The organism is Fulvivirga ulvae (genome assembly GCF_021389975.1).
Taxonomy (GTDB): Bacteria; Bacteroidota; Bacteroidia; order Cytophagales; family Cyclobacteriaceae; genus Fulvivirga; species Fulvivirga ulvae.
Map to the genome: position 1 here is coordinate 2,093,353 of NZ_CP089981.1, position 16,969 is coordinate 2,110,321.

The 16,969-nt window shown below is 41.5% G+C and carries 16 protein-coding genes; 7 read left to right on the top strand and 9 right to left on the bottom strand.

Going from position 1 to position 16,969, the window contains the following annotated elements; genetic code table 11:
• Nucleotides 1–6: 6 nt before the first annotated feature.
• Complete coding sequence (locus LVD17_RS08635; protein WP_233766138.1) at nucleotides 7–918, top strand: universal stress protein; 912 nt, start codon at nucleotides 7–9, stop codon at nucleotides 916–918.
• Here the strand turns inward: LVD17_RS08635 and LVD17_RS08640 are convergent.
• From LVD17_RS08640 to LVD17_RS08655, 4 genes are all read right to left on the bottom strand, one after another.
• Entirely contained in the window at nucleotides 915–1,442 is a 528-nt protein-coding gene (locus LVD17_RS08640) for a hypothetical protein (protein WP_233766139.1), read from the bottom strand. The genes LVD17_RS08635 and LVD17_RS08640 overlap by 4 nt on opposite strands.
• 50 nt (nucleotides 1,443–1,492) lie before the next feature.
• Nucleotides 1,493–3,013, bottom strand: a complete 1,521-nt coding sequence (gene gpmI / locus LVD17_RS08645; RefSeq protein ID WP_233766140.1) for a 2,3-bisphosphoglycerate-independent phosphoglycerate mutase — start codon at nucleotides 3,011–3,013, stop codon at nucleotides 1,493–1,495.
• Nucleotides 3,014–3,094: 81 nt separating this feature from the next.
• On the bottom strand, nucleotides 3,095–5,023 hold the full coding sequence (locus LVD17_RS08650; protein ID WP_233766141.1) for a DUF3857 domain-containing transglutaminase family protein: 1,929 nt from the start codon (nucleotides 5,021–5,023) through the stop codon (nucleotides 3,095–3,097).
• A complete protein-coding gene (locus LVD17_RS08655) occupies nucleotides 4,992–6,974 on the bottom strand; it encodes a DUF3858 domain-containing protein (protein WP_233766142.1) in 1,983 nt (660 codons plus the stop codon). Before LVD17_RS08655 ends, LVD17_RS08650 begins: the two co-directional genes overlap by 32 nt.
• Before the next feature lie 162 nt (nucleotides 6,975–7,136).
• Here LVD17_RS08655 and radA point away from each other — a divergent pair, with 162 nt between their 5' ends.
• Complete coding sequence (radA, locus tag LVD17_RS08660) at nucleotides 7,137–8,516, top strand: DNA repair protein RadA (protein ID WP_233766143.1); 1,380 nt, start codon at nucleotides 7,137–7,139, stop codon at nucleotides 8,514–8,516.
• Nucleotides 8,517–8,545: 29 nt separating this feature from the next.
• On the top strand, nucleotides 8,546–9,151 hold the full coding sequence (locus LVD17_RS08665) for a DUF2179 domain-containing protein (protein ID WP_233766144.1): 606 nt from the start codon (nucleotides 8,546–8,548) through the stop codon (nucleotides 9,149–9,151).
• A gap of 13 nt (nucleotides 9,152–9,164) precedes the next feature.
• On the opposite strand, the gene LVD17_RS08670 is transcribed toward LVD17_RS08665, so the two are convergent.
• The 5 genes from LVD17_RS08670 to LVD17_RS08690 all read right to left on the bottom strand — a co-directional run bounded on the left by LVD17_RS08670 (nucleotide 9,165) and on the right by LVD17_RS08690 (nucleotide 13,660).
• Nucleotides 9,165–10,073 (bottom strand): 1-aminocyclopropane-1-carboxylate deaminase/D-cysteine desulfhydrase, encoded by a 909-nt coding sequence (locus tag LVD17_RS08670; RefSeq protein ID WP_306415996.1) that lies wholly within the window; start codon nucleotides 10,071–10,073, stop codon nucleotides 9,165–9,167.
• The gene (locus LVD17_RS08675) at nucleotides 10,070–11,374 is read right to left on the bottom strand and encodes an amidohydrolase (protein WP_233766145.1); all 1,305 of its coding nucleotides are present in this window, start codon (nucleotides 11,372–11,374) and stop codon (nucleotides 10,070–10,072) included. Before LVD17_RS08675 ends, LVD17_RS08670 begins: the two co-directional genes overlap by 4 nt.
• A gap of 91 nt (nucleotides 11,375–11,465) precedes the next feature.
• Complete coding sequence (locus LVD17_RS08680) at nucleotides 11,466–12,599, bottom strand: DUF4097 family beta strand repeat-containing protein (RefSeq protein ID WP_233766147.1); 1,134 nt, start codon at nucleotides 12,597–12,599, stop codon at nucleotides 11,466–11,468.
• Nucleotides 12,583–13,110, bottom strand: coding sequence for a hypothetical protein (locus LVD17_RS08685; protein ID WP_233766148.1), 528 nt, complete (start codon nucleotides 13,108–13,110; stop codon nucleotides 12,583–12,585). Before LVD17_RS08685 ends, LVD17_RS08680 begins: the two co-directional genes overlap by 17 nt.
• Nucleotides 13,094–13,660, bottom strand: coding sequence for an RNA polymerase sigma factor (locus LVD17_RS08690; RefSeq protein WP_233766149.1), 567 nt, complete (start codon nucleotides 13,658–13,660; stop codon nucleotides 13,094–13,096). The genes LVD17_RS08685 and LVD17_RS08690 overlap by 17 nt, the downstream gene beginning before the upstream one ends.
• Before the next feature lie 135 nt (nucleotides 13,661–13,795).
• On the opposite strand from LVD17_RS08690, the gene LVD17_RS08695 reads away from it, so the two are divergent.
• The 4 genes from LVD17_RS08695 (at nucleotide 13,796) to LVD17_RS08710 (ending at nucleotide 16,950) form a co-directional block, all read left to right on the top strand.
• Nucleotides 13,796–14,389, top strand: a complete 594-nt coding sequence (locus LVD17_RS08695) for a DUF6134 family protein (protein WP_233766150.1) — start codon at nucleotides 13,796–13,798, stop codon at nucleotides 14,387–14,389.
• 62 nt (nucleotides 14,390–14,451) lie between these two features.
• Nucleotides 14,452–15,414 carry a sterol desaturase family protein gene (locus LVD17_RS08700; RefSeq protein ID WP_233766151.1) on the top strand — a complete coding sequence of 321 codons (963 nt, stop codon included), beginning with the start codon at nucleotides 14,452–14,454 and terminating at the stop codon, nucleotides 15,412–15,414.
• Nucleotides 15,407–15,832, top strand: coding sequence for a VOC family protein (locus LVD17_RS08705; protein ID WP_233766152.1), 426 nt, complete (start codon nucleotides 15,407–15,409; stop codon nucleotides 15,830–15,832). Before LVD17_RS08700 ends, LVD17_RS08705 begins: the two co-directional genes overlap by 8 nt.
• A gap of 98 nt (nucleotides 15,833–15,930) precedes the next feature.
• The gene (locus LVD17_RS08710; RefSeq protein WP_233766153.1) at nucleotides 15,931–16,950 is read left to right on the top strand and encodes a hypothetical protein; all 1,020 of its coding nucleotides are present in this window, start codon (nucleotides 15,931–15,933) and stop codon (nucleotides 16,948–16,950) included.
• Nucleotides 16,951–16,969: the final 19 nt, after the last annotated feature.

Genomic DNA, 16,969 nt, shown 5'->3' on the forward strand with positions numbered 1-16,969 from the left:
GATATAATGTATCAGGTAAAAAGACTATTGGTAGGGCTTGATCTATCAGAAATGGATGGAAAGCTTCTTACATATACTTCAAAATTGGTTAAGTTGTTTGGTGTTGAAATGGTCTATTTTCTTCACGTTGCAAAATCCCTGGATTTACCGAAAAAGCTGGTAGAAAAATATCCGGATCTTGTAGCTCCGGTTGATGAGGCATTGGAAAAGGACATCAGGGGTCAAGTAGAAAAGCACTTTACTGGTACATGCGAATTTAAAGTAGAGGTAAGGGAGGGTAATGCTGAAGACAAAATATTGAGATGGGCCGACCAAAAGGAGATCGACCTGGTGGTAATGGGAAGAAAACATGAGCTGAAGGGAACGGGAGTACTTCCAAACAGGTTAGCCAAAACGATTCATTGCTCCGTTTTACTAATACCCGAAAATGCAACCGATAAAATTACCAAAATACTAGTGCCGGTTGATTTTTCAAAAACCTCTTCAATGGCCTTAGAAGAAGCCGTTCTTATTAAAAAAGCTACAGGAGCTCAGATCATATTACACAACTCGTATCGCGTACCTTCCGGCTACCATCTTAGCGGAAAGTCTTACCATGAATTCGGGGAAATTATGAAAAGTAATGCCTACGAAGATGCAGTTGAGTTTTTGCAACGATCTGAATTGAGAGCAAGTGATGTAGAAATTCAACTAACACTTGATGAAAATGATGATCCCGCAGAGCTGTCTTACGCACTTGCTGAAGAAAAAAATGCTGACTTAATTATTATTGGGTCTAAAGGGAGAACCGGCCTGGCTTCCATATTACTTGGTAGTGTTGCTGATAAAATGATCCGGTACGATAGCAAAATCCCGCTTATGGTAGTAAAAGATAAAAAGGCTAATCTCGACTTTTTACAGGCCCTGTTAAAGCTTTAAAGTTTAATCTCAGCATTGACTTCAAAATTTACAGAGTCTTTAAATATCATTTTCTGAGTGCCTTTTATCGAATACTTATGAAGTAATGATAACCCTGTAAAATCATTGAAAACAAACTTCAAGCTCCTCTTTGAATGATAAATAGGATTGTTCTCAACATATGCTGCCTCAATTATTCTTAAATCATCCGGTGTATTCAAATAGTATAGCTTAAGATAAGGGACCTCCAGATCATCGGACACACCTGAGTATTCTTTGATTTTCAAATTACTATTCGGGTCATCGTACACTTTAACTTCATAAGAGCCTTGTAAGGCCGGCTTATTGATATTTATTTTTTCCAATATCTGAAATTCACGGTTCCATGCATCAAGGCTGTCTGGGGCCACATTTCCTTCCGAAGATTCGCCCTGAACTTTAGCCCTTTTGCTGATACTGGCCTGTTTTTCGTAAAGAAGCTGCTTTTGCTGCTTCATCAGACTATCAGTATCAAAATATACAGATACAGTTTTGTCTGGCTTCATTTGACATGAAGTCAGACTGATAAGTATAGTAAGTATAAAAGTATTTTTCATCAGATCAGTACATCCCCCGTCATTTCTGATGGCACCTGCACACCCATCATCTTTAATATGGTTGGAGCCAGGTCACCAAGTTTACCGTCTTTGACAGAACCTATAAAGTCACTATCAACGAAAACACACGGTACAAGGTTGGTAGTATGTGCTGTATTTGGAGTGCCGTCGGGATTGATCATGATATCAGAATTTCCATGATCGGCTATAATAATTGTAGAGTAGCCATTTTTCAAAGCAACCTCCACAACCGCCTGAGCACAACTATCAACGGTTTCACAGGCCTTAACGGCCGCTTCAAACACACCAGTATGCCCTACCATGTCGGGGTTGGCAAAGTTCAGGCATATAAAGTCCGGATCTTTGGCTTCAAGCTCAGGTATGATCTTGTCCCTGATATCTTTTGCACTCATTTCCGGCTGCAAGTCGTAGGTAGCTACTTTTGGCGAAGGACACAGGATGCGCTTCTCTCCTTTGAACTCACCTTCACGACCTCCTGAGAAAAAGAAAGTAACATGCGGGTATTTCTCGGTTTCTGCTATCCGGATTTGCTTCTTGTTATTTCTTTCCAGTACCTCCCCCAACGTGTTTTGCAAATTGTCTTTTTCAAAAATGACCTTTACGCCTTTAAAGGTATCGTCATAGGTGGTCATGGTTACATAATGCAGGTTCAGTTTGTGCATGTTTTGCTCGTGGAAATCTTTCTGGGTCAAAGCCTGGGTAATTTGTCTTCCACGGTCTGTTCTGAAATTAAAACAGATCACCACATCTTCCTCTTCTATTTTAGCAATTGGCTGATTGGTGTCATCCACATGAACTATAGGCAATATAAATTCATCGGTAACGTCCTCCATGTACGATTCTTTCACGGCTTTCAGTATATCTCTTGCCGGCTTTCCTTCTCCGTTTACCATGAGATCGTAAGCTTTCTTTACACGCTCCCAACGGTTATCTCTGTCCATGGCATAATAGCGGCCTACTACAGAAGCAATCTGGCCCGTGGTTTTCTCCGCATGTGCCTGAAGGTCTGCCAAGTATTTTTCACCGGCCTTGGGGTCGGTATCCCGGCCATCCGTAAAGGCATGTATATAAACTTTATCCAAACCTTTATCACTGGCTATGGAACACAGACCTTTCACATGGTTAATGTGTGAGTGCACACCGCCATCGGATATCAAGCCAATGAAGTGGACTTTCTTATTTTCTTTTTTAGCATAATCAAATGCATCGTTTAAAACAGGGCTATCATCTATGGTGTGCTCTTCAAATGCTTTATTGATTTTTACCAGATCCTGGTAAACTACCCTTCCGGCACCAATATTCATATGGCCCACTTCTGAATTTCCCATCTGACCTTCCGGCAAACCAACCGCCAGTCCTGAGGCTTCAAGCTTGCTATGGGGGTATTTTTCCCAAACAGAATCCATAAAAGGGGTGTTTGCCTTAGCAATAGCTGATATTTCAGGGTTTTGTCCTAAACCCCAACCATCCAGGATCATCAGAAGTACTTTCTTGTTCATATGCGCATTTTATACTGTTAAAGCGCAAAAAACGTTAATTTTAAGATGGTATTCAAAGCAAATGGTCAAAAGTTATATCTATTATGTTTTATTGATCATCACTACTTTTTGTTTATCAGAGCGCGCTATCTGCTTGTAAAAACTGATAAGTTCTTCATAGGTATCTTTTGAATACGTGCCTTTTTCTATCAATAAGCTCCGGGTATATATCAGTCTGTTACCGTCTATACTGACCTCGCTGGTATATTTGCCAAAGGAGGACTCCAATATGAGAGGCTCGGGAACAAACTCCGGTACATAACCTATTGGTAGTGTATAGACAATTGAATCAGTGTCATAATAGCTAAACTGCTTAACAATAGGCGTTTTTCTTTGCTCCAGTACCTCTGGAATGTAGGTGCTCTTATTATTGAGATTAGGACGAATAAATAATCTCTTTCCACTAATGGAAGCAAGTTTCTTTATCTCAAGTGAAGATTTTTGCTGTATCTCTGGCAAATCCCTTTCTATTAATTCAAACTTAAAATCCAGCAGATTAAATGACGAAATATCGCAATTCCTATATATCCACTTTTCCTGCTCTTCAAGTCCCTGCCTTAAGTAATAGTCCAGATTACCATTTTCAATTTGGATACCCTTGTAGCTAACAGTCATATCAACGGTACCAGTTCCCTGATCATCTATACTTACCCGGGCTACAGTTATTTGTTGGTTTTGTTCGGGCTCATATGCCGGTGTGCGTACAACCACCCCACCCTCTTCTGTGATTAAAAGCACTTCCCGGTCTGAGGTGAATTTGCCCAAGTACCCAAACGGATTGGTTTGACTTGTACACTCCAGCCAGATAGTATCATTTTTCAGGGGTACCGCCAATATCGCATGATTGAAGGTACTATTGGCAAAACCTTCTTTCAGAGGCCTGGGATACTGGCCTGCCTCAACAAGTACATAGTTAGATTTAATACCTGCGGCTGTCAACATTGCCTTTGTATAATTTGAAAGTGCTTTGCAATCACCATAACCTACATTATCGACGGTTATAGCTTCTATCGGTTGAAAACCGCCTATACCAAGTTGCACGCTTACATATCGGGTGTTTTGTTGCAGGTAGCTATAGATCCTTTTTACCTTCTCCCTTTCTGTTTGGGCATCTGCAACAAGCGCTTTGATCTTAGATATTGTTGCATCAGGCAACTGGTCACGGTTGGCATTGAGTGATTTTATCCATTTTCCAAAGTTACTCCAGCTCGTAAATTCCCCAGGGTATCCATCATATTCAAATCTGTGAGGAGTTGTGTAGATTACAGGTGTATAAAAAGTTATATTCGTTCCAAATGGTTCGAATTGCACCGGCTTCAAATGCTCAAATTGCCATTTTAGGCTTACCTCAACTCCAGTAATCTCCTTTACCGGCTCAGAAGCATTGTGTACTTCATAAAATGGGATCAACTCACCTGGTCCTACCATTTCAAAAGAACTCTTTAATACTGCAATCTTCTCATCCGGCTGCACGACCCAGTTAGGAGTCTGAAACAGGTTTTTATATTCTACCTCGTATTCAAATTCAACTGTATATGGATATACCTTTCTTCTAAGATCTGCTATTCTTACGCGGTTATCTTCAAAAAGACTCACTTCAGAAATATTACTTCGATCTAAAAATTCGGACTTCTTTAAGTCCTCTATCTCCTTGCCGTGTTCATCATAGCATTTAGCTTTAAAAGAAACAATTGAGGAGGATTTATCATAATTAATGCCCTTCACTCCAAGATTAGCAGCCTGGGGATTAAGTATCGTGATTACGGTTCTCCTATGGAGAACTGTTTTGCGAAAACTATGAATCTGAAACCTCGCCTCATCACTTAGCACTATTGCTTTAGCATTTTGCTTAATGCTGTCCGGAATACTTCTATTTAGAATATCCTGGCTAAAGGCCTGCCGGGTAAGCAGACCAAAACCAAGAATTAACAGGTGAATTTTATATTTTCTTAAGAACAACTTGCTCATCATATTTGGCCACAACTAACTCATAAAATTTTCTTAAGGAGGCATATTCCTCAGGAGAAAAAAATGTTTTCCGAATCAATACGGTTCCTGCAATATTAATTTTGGAACCAAGAACACTTGCAGAAAACCTGAAGCTGGCATCATTATTTGGCAAACCGAAAACCTGGGATTGAGGAAGTTCCGCAACCGTGTAACCTTCGGGAATATCAAAGGTAAAAATATACTGCTCTTGTATAGGTGCTGGTAGATCTACCGGAAACCTTCTTGTTTCATTTTTAAATACATTCTCATTAATCGAGGAAAAAAGGAATGGATCTATATATAGAATATCGGCAAGTTCAATCTCCTCATTCACCAACTCTACTTTTTCAGTAAATGATTCATATATATCTTTGTCTCCATTAAACTCTGATGAAATTACTTGCCAATCAGTCATGTTACCGTAGTTTTCCTTTAGGTAGTTCTGACCTGTTTCCTGTAAATATTTGGCCCTCGCTTTTGCGCTTAACAGACTGCCTTTTCGTGATTGCAGCACAGCCTGCAAACTTCCTTCCTCAGAGATATTCATTGAAACCATATTGGTACTGGAGAAGTTTGTGTTGGCGTTAAGGTTAATCCAATGCGGGTTTTGCGAAAGCAACCAGCCTGAGCCATTCAGGGCTTTTTCAGGTAAAGTATTAGCAGGCAGGCCTTTTTGAGTTGCGTCCAAAAGATAGTACTCATTATCAATTATAGCGGCCGCTATTACATAGTTGAACTTGGACATATTCGGGTAAACAGGGTGTGGTTTACCATTAGATCTTGTACTCAATACTACAGGATGGGCAGTGATCCCCGACTCATTTAGCATGGCAACCAATAATAGGTTTATATCCGCAACACTACCTTTTTGATCCTTATAAATAGATTTCAGATTCGATGAAGCAAAAAGTCTGTATTGGTCATTCCACTCCATTTTAGATTTTACGTGCTCATAAATTTGAACCATTTTGTCGTACTCGCTGGATACGGAGCCCGTAAGTCCTGCAATTATTTCTTCAGCAAAACCAGTCCGGGTAAGAAGCTTTCCAAATCTGTCGCTTTCCAAAAAACTCTTTGTGAATTTATCTTCATATGATCCCATAACCACCTCTACAGGTTCGTTGGGATAACGTATGGAAACAAGCTGAAACTCTATTTTAGTAAAATAGTCCGACGCCGTGGTCATGTAGGGCTCTCTTTTAATGGCTGGTAAATTTTCCGCCGCCCAGCGATATATTTTGCTATTAGACTTTAAAGTTGCTTCCCGGTTTTCAACTGTACCTCCTCGCTGCGGAATGGTAGTATATTTTATCGTAAAAGTTTCTTCTCTGGAGTCAGTTTCACGAATTGTCAAAGGTTCAAAACCTTGATACACCTGTTGGTAATAAAAGTACTCTGGTACCCTAAGCCTGTATTCACTGTACTCGACAGGAATGGTGGATTGAAAAGACCAACTTTGAAGATTGTATATGTAATCTGACAAAATTGAATACTCATATTCGATGATGGAACCTTCTTTAACATTAGGAAATGTAAACTTCTGCTGATACCAGTTTTCACTTAATTGCTCTTCAAAAACTGCATCATTTTTTAATTTTTCCTTCTCAATTTTTCCATCCACCAAATTATATGTGGCTCCCTTAAGTCCGGCTATTTTTTCCTTACTACCGCCACTACCTTCATAAAATGGAATACTGATGTTAGCATAATCATAACCTTCTTTTGAAAGAATTTTTATCCTAACCACCCGGTCAAATCTATATTGCCAGCCTTTGTCGTTGGCATATACAAATTCCGTAGAGCCGAAATCAGCCAAAACTATAGCTTCAGCTTCGGGGAATTGTTCTTGATTCTTGCTAAACTCAGATGGGTCAATTTTTCCAAATTTTACAGGAACTTTCTGGGCATTTGTCACATAGGTTGAGCAAAACAAAATTAAAAAAAAGCAAACTCTAGACAGATTCATAAAACATAAAGATTAAAAAATTAAACAATTTTGCAATATAGTTTCTTTTTTTCAATGTGCCCAATCTTGCTATGACTATGCGAAAAAACTTATATGCCCGCAAAGGTAGATTGCCTATATTTGAGGCCTATGGCTAAAACCAAAACTGTATATTTCTGTCAGGACTGTGGCTACGAATCTGCCAAATGGCTGGGCAAGTGCCCGGCCTGTAATACATGGAACAGCTTCGTGGAAGAGGTTACCAAAAAAGGTTCGGCCGCGGATAAAAATGACTGGCGCAACAGTGGTACAGGAAAGGCTTCTTCAACACCAAAGAAGATTGAGGATATAACTCATGAGAAGGAGCAGCGCATCAATACCAGAAGTGGTGAACTAAACCGCGTGTTGGGCGGTGGCCTGGTGCCGGGGTCGGTAATTCTTATCGCTGGTGAGCCTGGTATAGGTAAGTCTACTTTAATGCTGCAAATAGGATTATCTGTAAAGCACAAAGTACTTTATGTCTCAGGCGAAGAAAGTGAGCAACAGATTAAAATGCGTGCCGAGCGCATGACGGATATTAAAAATCCTGGAGAGTGTTACATCCTGGCCGAAACTTCTACTCAGAATATATTTCAGCAAATAGAGGCTTTAAAACCCGATATACTGGTGGTTGACTCCGTACAGACTTTGCACTCTGACAACATTGAATCTGCGGCGGGCAGTGTTTCTCAGGTCAAGCAGTGTACCGCAGAACTTATCAAATATGCCAAGGAAACGGCAACTCCGGTTTTTCTGGTAGGCCATATTACAAAGGAGGGTGCTATTGCAGGGCCAAAGGTACTCGAGCATATGGTAGATACGGTGCTCCAGTTTGAGGGTGACAGACACCTGACCTACCGCATTTTACGCACTACAAAAAACAGGTTTGGCTCTACTTCAGAGCTAGGTATTTATGAAATGATGGGCTCCGGACTCCGGGAAGTCAGCAACCCTTCGGAAATCCTGATATCACAAAAAGACAGTGAGCTAAGTGGCGTGACCATCGGAGCTACGATAGAAGGCAACAGGCCTTTACTTATAGAAATACAGTCGCTGGTAAGTACCGCAGCTTACGGCACTCCGCAAAGAAGCTCTACAGGGTTTGATACTCGACGACTGAATATGCTGCTTGCTGTATTGGAAAAAAGATGTGGATTCCGGCTTGGTTTGCAAGATGTATTTCTTAATATGGCTGGTGGCATCAAGGTGGAAGATCCGGCTATTGACCTGGCCGTTTGCAGCGCAGTAATTTCTTCGCTTGAAGAAATTTCAATTTCTGAAAAAGCCTGTTTTGCTGCAGAAGTCGGCCTCGGGGGAGAGCTAAGGGCGGTAAACCGCCTGGATAATCGAATTGCGGAAGCGCAAAAGCTTGGGTTTGAAGAGGTTTATGTTTCAAAATTTGGAATGAAGGGCATAGAACCTAAAAAATATCAGATCACCATTAAACCTTTTGCAAGGATCACTGATGTTTTTAGTGACTTGTTTGGATAACTGTTGAGTCAATAACCTGTTAAAAAAAGATGCAAGAATTTTTATCAACATACGGAATAGACCCGGAAACATTCAGGATCATTATTTTACCTTTAATGATTTTCTTTGCCAGAATACTGGACGTTTCTATCAATACAGTCAGGATCATATTTGTAATGACCGGCCGTAAGCTGATCTCTACCATTCTCGGCTTTTTCGAATCTCTGATCTGGTTGCTGGCCATCGGACAAATTTTTCAACATATTGATAATGTTTATTCCTACATCGCCTATCCTGCCGGATTTGCTGCCGGAATTATGGTAGGAATGCTGATAGAAGAACGGCTGGCACTCGGTAATGTGGTAGTAAGGGTGATCTCATCTGAAGATCTCTCGGGACTTATTAAAGTACTGGAAACTCAGAAAGTAAGATATACTCTGGTATCGGCCCAGAGCGAAACGGGTGAGGAAAAATTGCTTTTCACTGTTGTAAAAAGAGATAACCTTCCTTTGCTACAGGCGGAGATACAGCGCCATGTGCCAAGTGCTTTTTATACCGTAGAATCAGTAAAAAGTGCATCTGAAGCAGGCATACTAGCAGAGCAACCCAGTCGAAGAGGTATTGGGGCATGGCTCACTTCGGTTAAAAGGAAGTAGTCCAGTGGCCAAATTAGGTGTTGTATAGCCGTCTCCCCTGCAACCCACCCGTATGTATGGCGAGTATTTTCACTCCTTCGTCGAAGTAGCCTTTCCTGATTTTATCATAAAGGCCAAACATCATTTTTCCGGTATACACCTGATCGAGGGGAATATGGTGGTCCGCTTCAAAGCGCTTGATAAAGTTTATTAACTCCGGAGTGGTTTTGGCGTAGCCTCCGAAATGATAGTCTGTCTCTATTTGCCAGTTCAGGCTCACAGGCCGGTTGATCTGGTAGCTGCTTAAGAAATTTTTGACCTCATCTATAAGAAAGTCTCCCTTTAAAGCAGAAAAACCTATTACCTGCTGGTATTTGTCAGAAGCAGAAATAATACCGGAAATAGTACCTCCTGTACCTACCGGTAGACCAATAAAATCGAAACGCTTTACCTGGTCATCTACTATTTCCTCGCAACCCCTTATTGCCAAATGATTAGAGCCGCCCTCCGGTACCAGATAAAACTCTCCAAACTGCTCTTTTAGTCCGGTGATGAATAATTCCTCGTGTTTTATGCGGTAATCCTCACGGCTTACAAAATGAAACTTCATGCCATTGTACTTTGCAAAGCTTAGAGTTTCATTCAAAGGCTTATCGGCTAACTCATCTCCACGGATAACACCGATGGATTCAAAACCTGCTTCCTTGGCTGCCGCCGCGGCCGCATAAATGTGATTTGAAAAAGCCCCACCAAACGTCAGTAGGGTTTTATGTCCATCCTCCCGGGCTTTGAGCAGATTGTACTTGAGCTTCCTCCATTTATTTCCCGAAACAAATGGATGTATCTTGTCCTCTCTTTTGATAAAGAGCCGCACTCCCTTCTCATTGATCCATGCCTCCTTTACCTCCTCAATAGCAGGCTGTTCATAAAGCTTGAGCATCATTTGTTCATTTCCATGTAGTCCAGAGTGAGGTTAAGCAAGGCCTTCACTCCCGTAAGCATACCGCTTTCATCAATAACAAAATCAGGTGTATGATGTCCTCCTAAATTTACTGCGGGTTCGCCTGTCTCAGAAGCGCGGCCGCCTACAAAAATGTACAATCCCGGTATCTCCTTCTGGAAATAGGAAAAATCTTCAGCACCCGTAACGGCATTAACCAGATGGACATTCTCTTTTCCGGCCACACGCTCTAAAGTAGGAACCATTTTTGAAGTCAAGTCAGGGTCATTATAGGTTACCGGCACTATCTTTTCAATGTCAACCTGGACGGTAGCCCCGGCGCTTTCGGCAATTTTAGTGGCCGTAAGCCTCACTTTGTCATGGATCATTTCCTGCATTTTAGTATCAAGCGTGCGGATGGTCCCGGTCAGCTCCACCTCTTCCGGTATAATATTAAAACGTACTCCTCCCTTTACCACCCCTACGGTCAGCACTGCTGCTTCTTTGGTAAGTTCAGTCTGACGACTGATGATCGTTTGCAAGCCATTGATTATCTGAGCGGATACGACTACAGGATCCACGCCTCCCCAGGGTGTAGACCCATGAGCCTGCTGGCCTTTTACTTTGATGGTAAACCTGTCTGATGCAGCCATTGCCCCGCCAGGTTTATAATTGATGTGTCCTACAGGTGTGCCTGCGCTGATATGTAAACCGAAAATAACCTCTGGAGAAGGGTTTTTTAAAACACCTTCTTTGACCATAAGGCCGGCGCCACCTTCTTCTCCGGGAGGTGCCCCTTCTTCCGCAGGTTGAAAAATAAATTTAACCGTTCCGGGCACATCCTTTTTCATGGAAGAAAGTACCTCGGCGACGCTTAGTAAAATGGCTATATGTGTATCGTGGCCACAGGCATGCATTACACCTGTTTCAACCCCATTATATTCCGTCACAACTTTTGATGCAAAGGGCAGACCTGTTCTCTCCGTAACAGGAAGTGCATCAATATCAGCTCTTAAAGCTACGACAGGTCCTTTTTTACCTCCTTTTAATATGCCTACAACCCCGGTTTTTGCCACTCCAGTCTGTACCTCCAGACCGAACTTTTTGAGGTGTTCAGCAATTTTTTTACCTGTTTCAAACTCTCTGTTAGAGAGCTCAGGGTTCTGGTGAAAATACCTTCTCCATTCAATGGTTTTGGTTTCGATTTGCCCGGCTTTTTGACTGGCTATGGCTTGTATAGAATTTTCCTGGGCCAATAGCTGCCCTGCTATCAGCAAAAGTGTAAGCAAATAGGTGGTTTTCATAGCGACGTGTTTACCCCAATATAAATAAAGTATCTAAAACTAACGATATAACTTTATTTTTAACAGCCGCTAGAGTGTTAACTTCATCAGGCTACTTATTTACGGAATGCTGTAATCCGGCCAGGTTAATGGTCACATCACCCCCCGGTGAATTGATGTAAACATTGCCCGGATAATTGGTTTTGTTTCCTATCTTTCCCCTCACCCTAACATATTTCTGCTTATCATCCGTATAGGCCTTATCCAGTTTTACATTTTCCCGAGGCAGAAAAAGTGATTCTTCCTTGGCTGAAATATCTACTTCAAGGTAGCTGTTCGGCATAAAATCAAGTGTAATGTCGGTGTACTTCCCTGACAAATTGATCTTGTTAAAGCTAAAAGGTATTGACTTCACTTTTAATTCACCATAATTCATTTCCAGATCAAGGGTTTTCTCCATTTCCTGCAGCTCTATTCTGGAGAATGTTACCTTCCCTTCAAGGGTACTTATTTTGTCGATATTAAAACGCTGGTCGCCACGTGAGTCCAGCGTCACTCTGTCTGCCTCCTTTACATTTACCTCAGAAGAACTGCTTTTTACTTCTACATTTCCAAGTTTGGCGATTTCGGCTTCCACACCTTTAAGTACAAGCAGGCCCTCGGTTAGTTGTTTGATCCTCACGTCACCATATCCCACCTCAATATTTGATGATGCATTGAACTTGTTCGCTCTAAGGTTACCATGCATGAGGTTAATATTACACTTTCCGCTTACTTCATGCATGTAGATGTCCCCAAACTTATTTTCTATGTCGAGAGCTATTGTTGCCGGCATAAATATCTCATAATCAATCTCGATCTTATTTTTGCTGAGCAGCGTTTTTGAGTAATCGCTGATGTTGTTCCAGAGTTCTTTAAAAAAACCTGATTTTCTGTCCAGTACAGTTTCTATAGTGAGGTACGGACTGGTACTTCTGAAATCAATGTCTACCCTCTCCAGCATTTTTTCGGCATCGCTGTAATCTTTCCCGTAGGCGGTGATTTTCACTTTTACCTTTACAGAATCTTTTGACCATGTGTTGATCACCACCTGTCCATATTTATTGATAAGCTCCAGATAACCATTTTTGGACATGCTGAAATCCCTTTCAATGGTCTTTGTAAGTTTGGTGTCGTCGTTATCACCAGGCTTGGCCGTTGCCTGCAGGAAACAAGCACATAGTACTGCGCTAAATATTAACTTCATTATTTTGTTCTCTCTGGTCATGTTGCTTGATTTCCGTTAAAATTTGTTCCAGAATGCTGAGCTTAAGCCTGTAATTGTCAATCATCGCCGCTATCACTTCTTCATTGTCTGCGTTATCCTTAAGATCCTTTTTAAGGTCCTGATATGCGCTATCCAGCGCCATAAGATTATCCATCACTTCCTGATCCACGCCTGCGTTGCTGGCTTTGATTATGCTTAGCTTTTCGGCCACTTGCTGGGAATAGTAGTATTCGGTTTCAGCAAGCTCAGGAGAAATCTCATGCAAGGCCACGCCTTCTGCTACATCGTTAAACTTAAAACTTATAAAGCCCCAACTGACCATAACCAGCACCAGTATAGCCGCAGCCACTTTACCCGCCATGCCCCGGATATTCCACCGGGATTTATTGAGGTCTCCCTCTATATTGTTCCACATTTGGTCAAAGTCGGCATCATACAAGTCAAAATCTGCCCTTCTGGTGTCGACTGACTCTTTAAGCTTGTCTTTCATGAGCTTCGTCTTTAATACTCAATATTTTTCTAATCTTGCTTTTTGCCTTGCTGTACTGGGCTTTTGAAGCCGACTCAGTAATTCCCAGTATTTCACCTATTTCCTTATGATCGTAGCCTTCAAAAAGGTACAGGTTCAGTACAGTTTTACATCCTTCGGAGATCTGATCAATAGCTTCAAGTACGCGTCGGGCTTCGTACCTGGAATAGTCCAGGTCTTCTTCATGCTCCTCGGCGAAATCCTGATGGTCTTCCATGGCTACCGTCATCAGCTTTCTCTTTTTCAACGCGTTAAGGCAGTGGTTAACCACAATCCTTTTAATCCATGCACTGAAAGTAACCTCACTTTTAAGGGTCCTGATCATGCTGAATGCCGTAATGAAGGCATCCTGCAACACATCCCTGGCCTCCTCTTCATCACCCATCATCCGGCGGCAAATATTATACATAGCTTTCACGTACAGCTTATACAGCTCGTTCTGCGCCTGTCGGTCTCCTTGCTGGCTACGCTGTACCAGATATTTATGTATGGTCTGTTGTCCGGACTCCACTCCAACTTATATGTTATAACAATGACAAGAACTTTAAACAGAGGTTTCCTTCACCACAAGAAAAGTTTTTATAAATCGTTAACTTTTCAACAAAGGAGCTTCTAACTTTAATAATCTGCCATTGTTAATTAGCAAATGACGAGAAAAATTCTGGTTTATACAGTGTTTATAGTGGCTTCCTTGATTGTAGTGTTCTCAACTCATGCTCAAAAACTAGTTTACAGGATAAATTACAAGGAGGATTCTATCGGTTATATGATAGCCAAAAAATCACTTAGCAACAATAAAGTTACTTACGAACTCGAAACCAGGACTAAGTTTAGCCTGGTGCTCAGCTTCAACCATACCGCATATTATAAAGCCGAATATGAAAATGATGTACTGACGGCATCGCTATCAGAGGATTTTTTAAATGAGAAGGAGCAATCCAAAACAACAGCCACGCTACAACACGGAAGGTATACTATAAAAAAGGATGATGAGATAAAAACGGAAAGCAGCCCGATTCATGAAAGCATTGCTTACCTTTATTTTAATGCTCCACTCAAAGGAGAAATTTTTTCAGAGAAACATGGCCAATTTTGCCCGATCAGACAGGTAGCCTCTAATAAATATGAACTTATCAAACCGGATGAACGGGTTAATGTTTACTACTTTAAAAATGGCTTATGCCACAAAGTTGAGGTGAATACATCAATGGCCACGGTTTATTTAACCAGAATTAAATAACAGATTGTATAGCATTGACACACAATATCTTTAACTTTCAAGTTTGATAATAAAGACATAGAATGGAAAAGGAAAAATTGACAGTTGACCAGGTTCTATCTATGGACCTCCCCAACATCATATTGTATGCAGCACCGGTGATGATATCGCTTGTTATCCTTGAGTGGATCGTAAGTTTTCGCCAAAAGAAGGACTTTTATGACGGTAAAGATACTATTGCAGCAACTGTAATTGGATTTGTCAATGTAGGTATAAGTGCGGCAATAAAAATTGCAACCTTCGGTATCATCCTATTCTTCTATAACCTGGTTCCCTGGAGCATTCCACATACCTGGTGGGCTTATGTACTTTGCCTGATTTGGATCGATTTCTGGAGATATTGGGCTCACAGGGTTGCTCATGAAAATCGTTTTTGGTGGGCTACGCATGTTACACATCATAACTCGGCCAAGTACAACTGGTCCGTTTCTTTCAGACTGGGGTGGACACAGCATATTAAAATAATTTTCTTCATACCCGTAGCACTGGCCGGTTTCCATCCGGTTGTGTTCTTTATTTGTCATCAGATTGAAGTATTGTATCAGTTCTGGATCCATACCGAGTATATCAGGAAGTTGCCCAGACCTATCGAATATATTTTCACTACTCCTTCACACCACAGGGTACATCATGCGCGGAACGACAAGTATCTGGATAAAAATTACGGTTCTACTTTCATTATCTGGGACAGGATATTCGGAACCTTCCAACCGGAAGAAGAGCAGGCAGAGTATGGCATAACCACTCCTGTTAACTCTTATAACCCGGTGTACCTGTGCTTTCATGAATGGATGGATATTGTAAAAGACATTAAGAATTCAAAATCGTTGAAGGAGGCCTGGGTGATGACATTTACCCGGCCCAGCAAGCTGGAGGAACGAAAAAAAGCCTTTAGTAATAATATGGCCAAACCAAGCCCGGAGGTAGTACCTGTTACCGAAGAGGTAAACCCTGTTGAAAGAAAACTGTCCGGGGTCAATGAATAACAGCGTTCCCTTATTCCATCTTGCGTTTCCGGTGTCAGACTTGGAGACCACAAGAAAGTTCTATACGGATGTTCTTGGCTGCTCAACCGGCAGAAGTTCCGAGCAATGGATCGACTTTAACTTCTTTGGTCATCAGGTAGTTGCACATCTTAAGCCTGAAGAGGCAGGCTCATCACCTACCAATGAGGTTGATGGTGATAAGGTACCAGTAAAGCATTTTGGGGTTATCCTGGAGTGGCAGGCCTGGCATGACTTTGCAGAGCGACTCAAAAGTCACAAGATAAACTTTATCATAGAGCCTCACATACGGTTCCAGGGACAGGTCGGTGAGCAGGCTACCATGTTTTTCCTTGATCCCAGTGGCAATGCGTTGGAATTCAAGTCGTTCAAAGATCCCAGCCAGGTTTTTGCCTATTAAAGACAGCAGGACTGCTATCTGTTGCTCAATATTTCCAGTTGATTTTTTCAATAAATCAATTTTTCAACGTTATTTGAGTGTTATATAAACCTTGTACAATGCGAAAATCTCAGCTAATATTTATCCTTTCCTTATTCTTTTGCTTTTCATCTTTCGCGCAAGACGACGTAAAAATTGTAAACCGACTCGATTCATTGCAGTATGGAGCGGAACTACCGAAGGAAATACTTCAGGGTAAATCTGTAGCACTGGTGCAGCTCCCGCCCAAAAACACTAACCCGATCGTAAGGGGTGACTGGAAAAAGCTGGCAGAAGTTACACAGCCTGGATTCCAAAAGGCAAGTATAGATGTAGTAACGTACTACCATGTAGAAGATATTTATAGTGGGAAAGAATCCTATCTCGCCTTCATGGAAGAATTTAAGACGAGGGAACTCGAAAATATTGTTTTCATTGTTCAGAAAGAGGGCTCATACCGCATCGTGCTTACAAAACTCAATGATGAAAAGGAGCTAATTAAAAAAGGGCAACCCGCCTGGCAAACCCAAAACGCTGACCTTTCTATAGCCCTTGATAACCTCTATAAAGCGGCCGCCAATTCATCCCAAGACCGGGACAACCTTCTGATACTTGATGTACCCGAGTTTGGCGATATGGCCAAAACCATTGATGGAAGAAGGGGTGAGTATTACGACCTGAATTTCTCATCTGAAAAGCTGGCTGTACCGATTTTTGCAGATACCGCAAAAATCAGTGCCGTAATGGCAAACTACCCTTACAAATACGGTTTTGTAGATCCCGACATGGAAGAAAAAAAGGTGAGGTCGGAGGGCTACCAGTACATTTTATACTATGTGCATACCACAGGAAAAGCTGTAAAAGAGATGCTGGAATATCCTGTTACGGATACGGAGACCGCCTATGTTTCTGAGGTGGTGAAAGATGGCCAGGCCAGAGTAAACTCATATAGTATTAATACTCCGGTGTATAAATTTTATATCAAACACATTTATTCAGGCAATACATTCCTTGGCAAAAAATGGGATGCAGCCCCCACCTGGGAGCAGGCGTTAACCAATTATATCGATAACCTTCGTACAGAATTGATACGAAACTAGGCTTTAAAAGCACTCTAAA

Bases quoted from the DNA above. Each gene is read 5' to 3' on its own strand.
- LVD17_RS08635 (WP_233766138.1), top strand. From the start codon at position 7: ATGTATCAGGTAAAAAGACTATTGGTAGGGCTTGATCTATCAGAAATG.
- LVD17_RS08640 (WP_233766139.1), bottom strand. From the start codon at position 1,442: ATGAAGCCAGACAAAACTGTATCTGTATATTTTGATACTGATAGTCTG.
- gpmI (WP_233766140.1), bottom strand. From the start codon at position 3,013: ATGAACAAGAAAGTACTTCTGATGATCCTGGATGGTTGGGGTTTAGGA.
- LVD17_RS08650 (WP_233766141.1), bottom strand. From the start codon at position 5,023: ATGATGAGCAAGTTGTTCTTAAGAAAATATAAAATTCACCTGTTAATT.
- radA (WP_233766143.1), top strand. From the start codon at position 7,137: ATGGCTAAAACCAAAACTGTATATTTCTGTCAGGACTGTGGCTACGAA.
- LVD17_RS08665 (WP_233766144.1), top strand. From the start codon at position 8,546: ATGCAAGAATTTTTATCAACATACGGAATAGACCCGGAAACATTCAGG.
- LVD17_RS08670 (WP_306415996.1), bottom strand. From the start codon at position 10,073: ATGATGCTCAAGCTTTATGAACAGCCTGCTATTGAGGAGGTAAAGGAG.
- LVD17_RS08675 (WP_233766145.1), bottom strand. From the start codon at position 11,374: ATGAAAACCACCTATTTGCTTACACTTTTGCTGATAGCAGGGCAGCTA.
- LVD17_RS08680 (WP_233766147.1), bottom strand. From the start codon at position 12,599: ATGAAGTTAATATTTAGCGCAGTACTATGTGCTTGTTTCCTGCAGGCA.
- LVD17_RS08685 (WP_233766148.1), bottom strand. From the start codon at position 13,110: ATGAAAGACAAGCTTAAAGAGTCAGTCGACACCAGAAGGGCAGATTTT.
- LVD17_RS08695 (WP_233766150.1), top strand. From the start codon at position 13,796: ATGACGAGAAAAATTCTGGTTTATACAGTGTTTATAGTGGCTTCCTTG.
- LVD17_RS08700 (WP_233766151.1), top strand. From the start codon at position 14,452: ATGGAAAAGGAAAAATTGACAGTTGACCAGGTTCTATCTATGGACCTC.
- LVD17_RS08705 (WP_233766152.1), top strand. From the start codon at position 15,407: ATGAATAACAGCGTTCCCTTATTCCATCTTGCGTTTCCGGTGTCAGAC.
- LVD17_RS08710 (WP_233766153.1), top strand. From the start codon at position 15,931: ATGCGAAAATCTCAGCTAATATTTATCCTTTCCTTATTCTTTTGCTTT.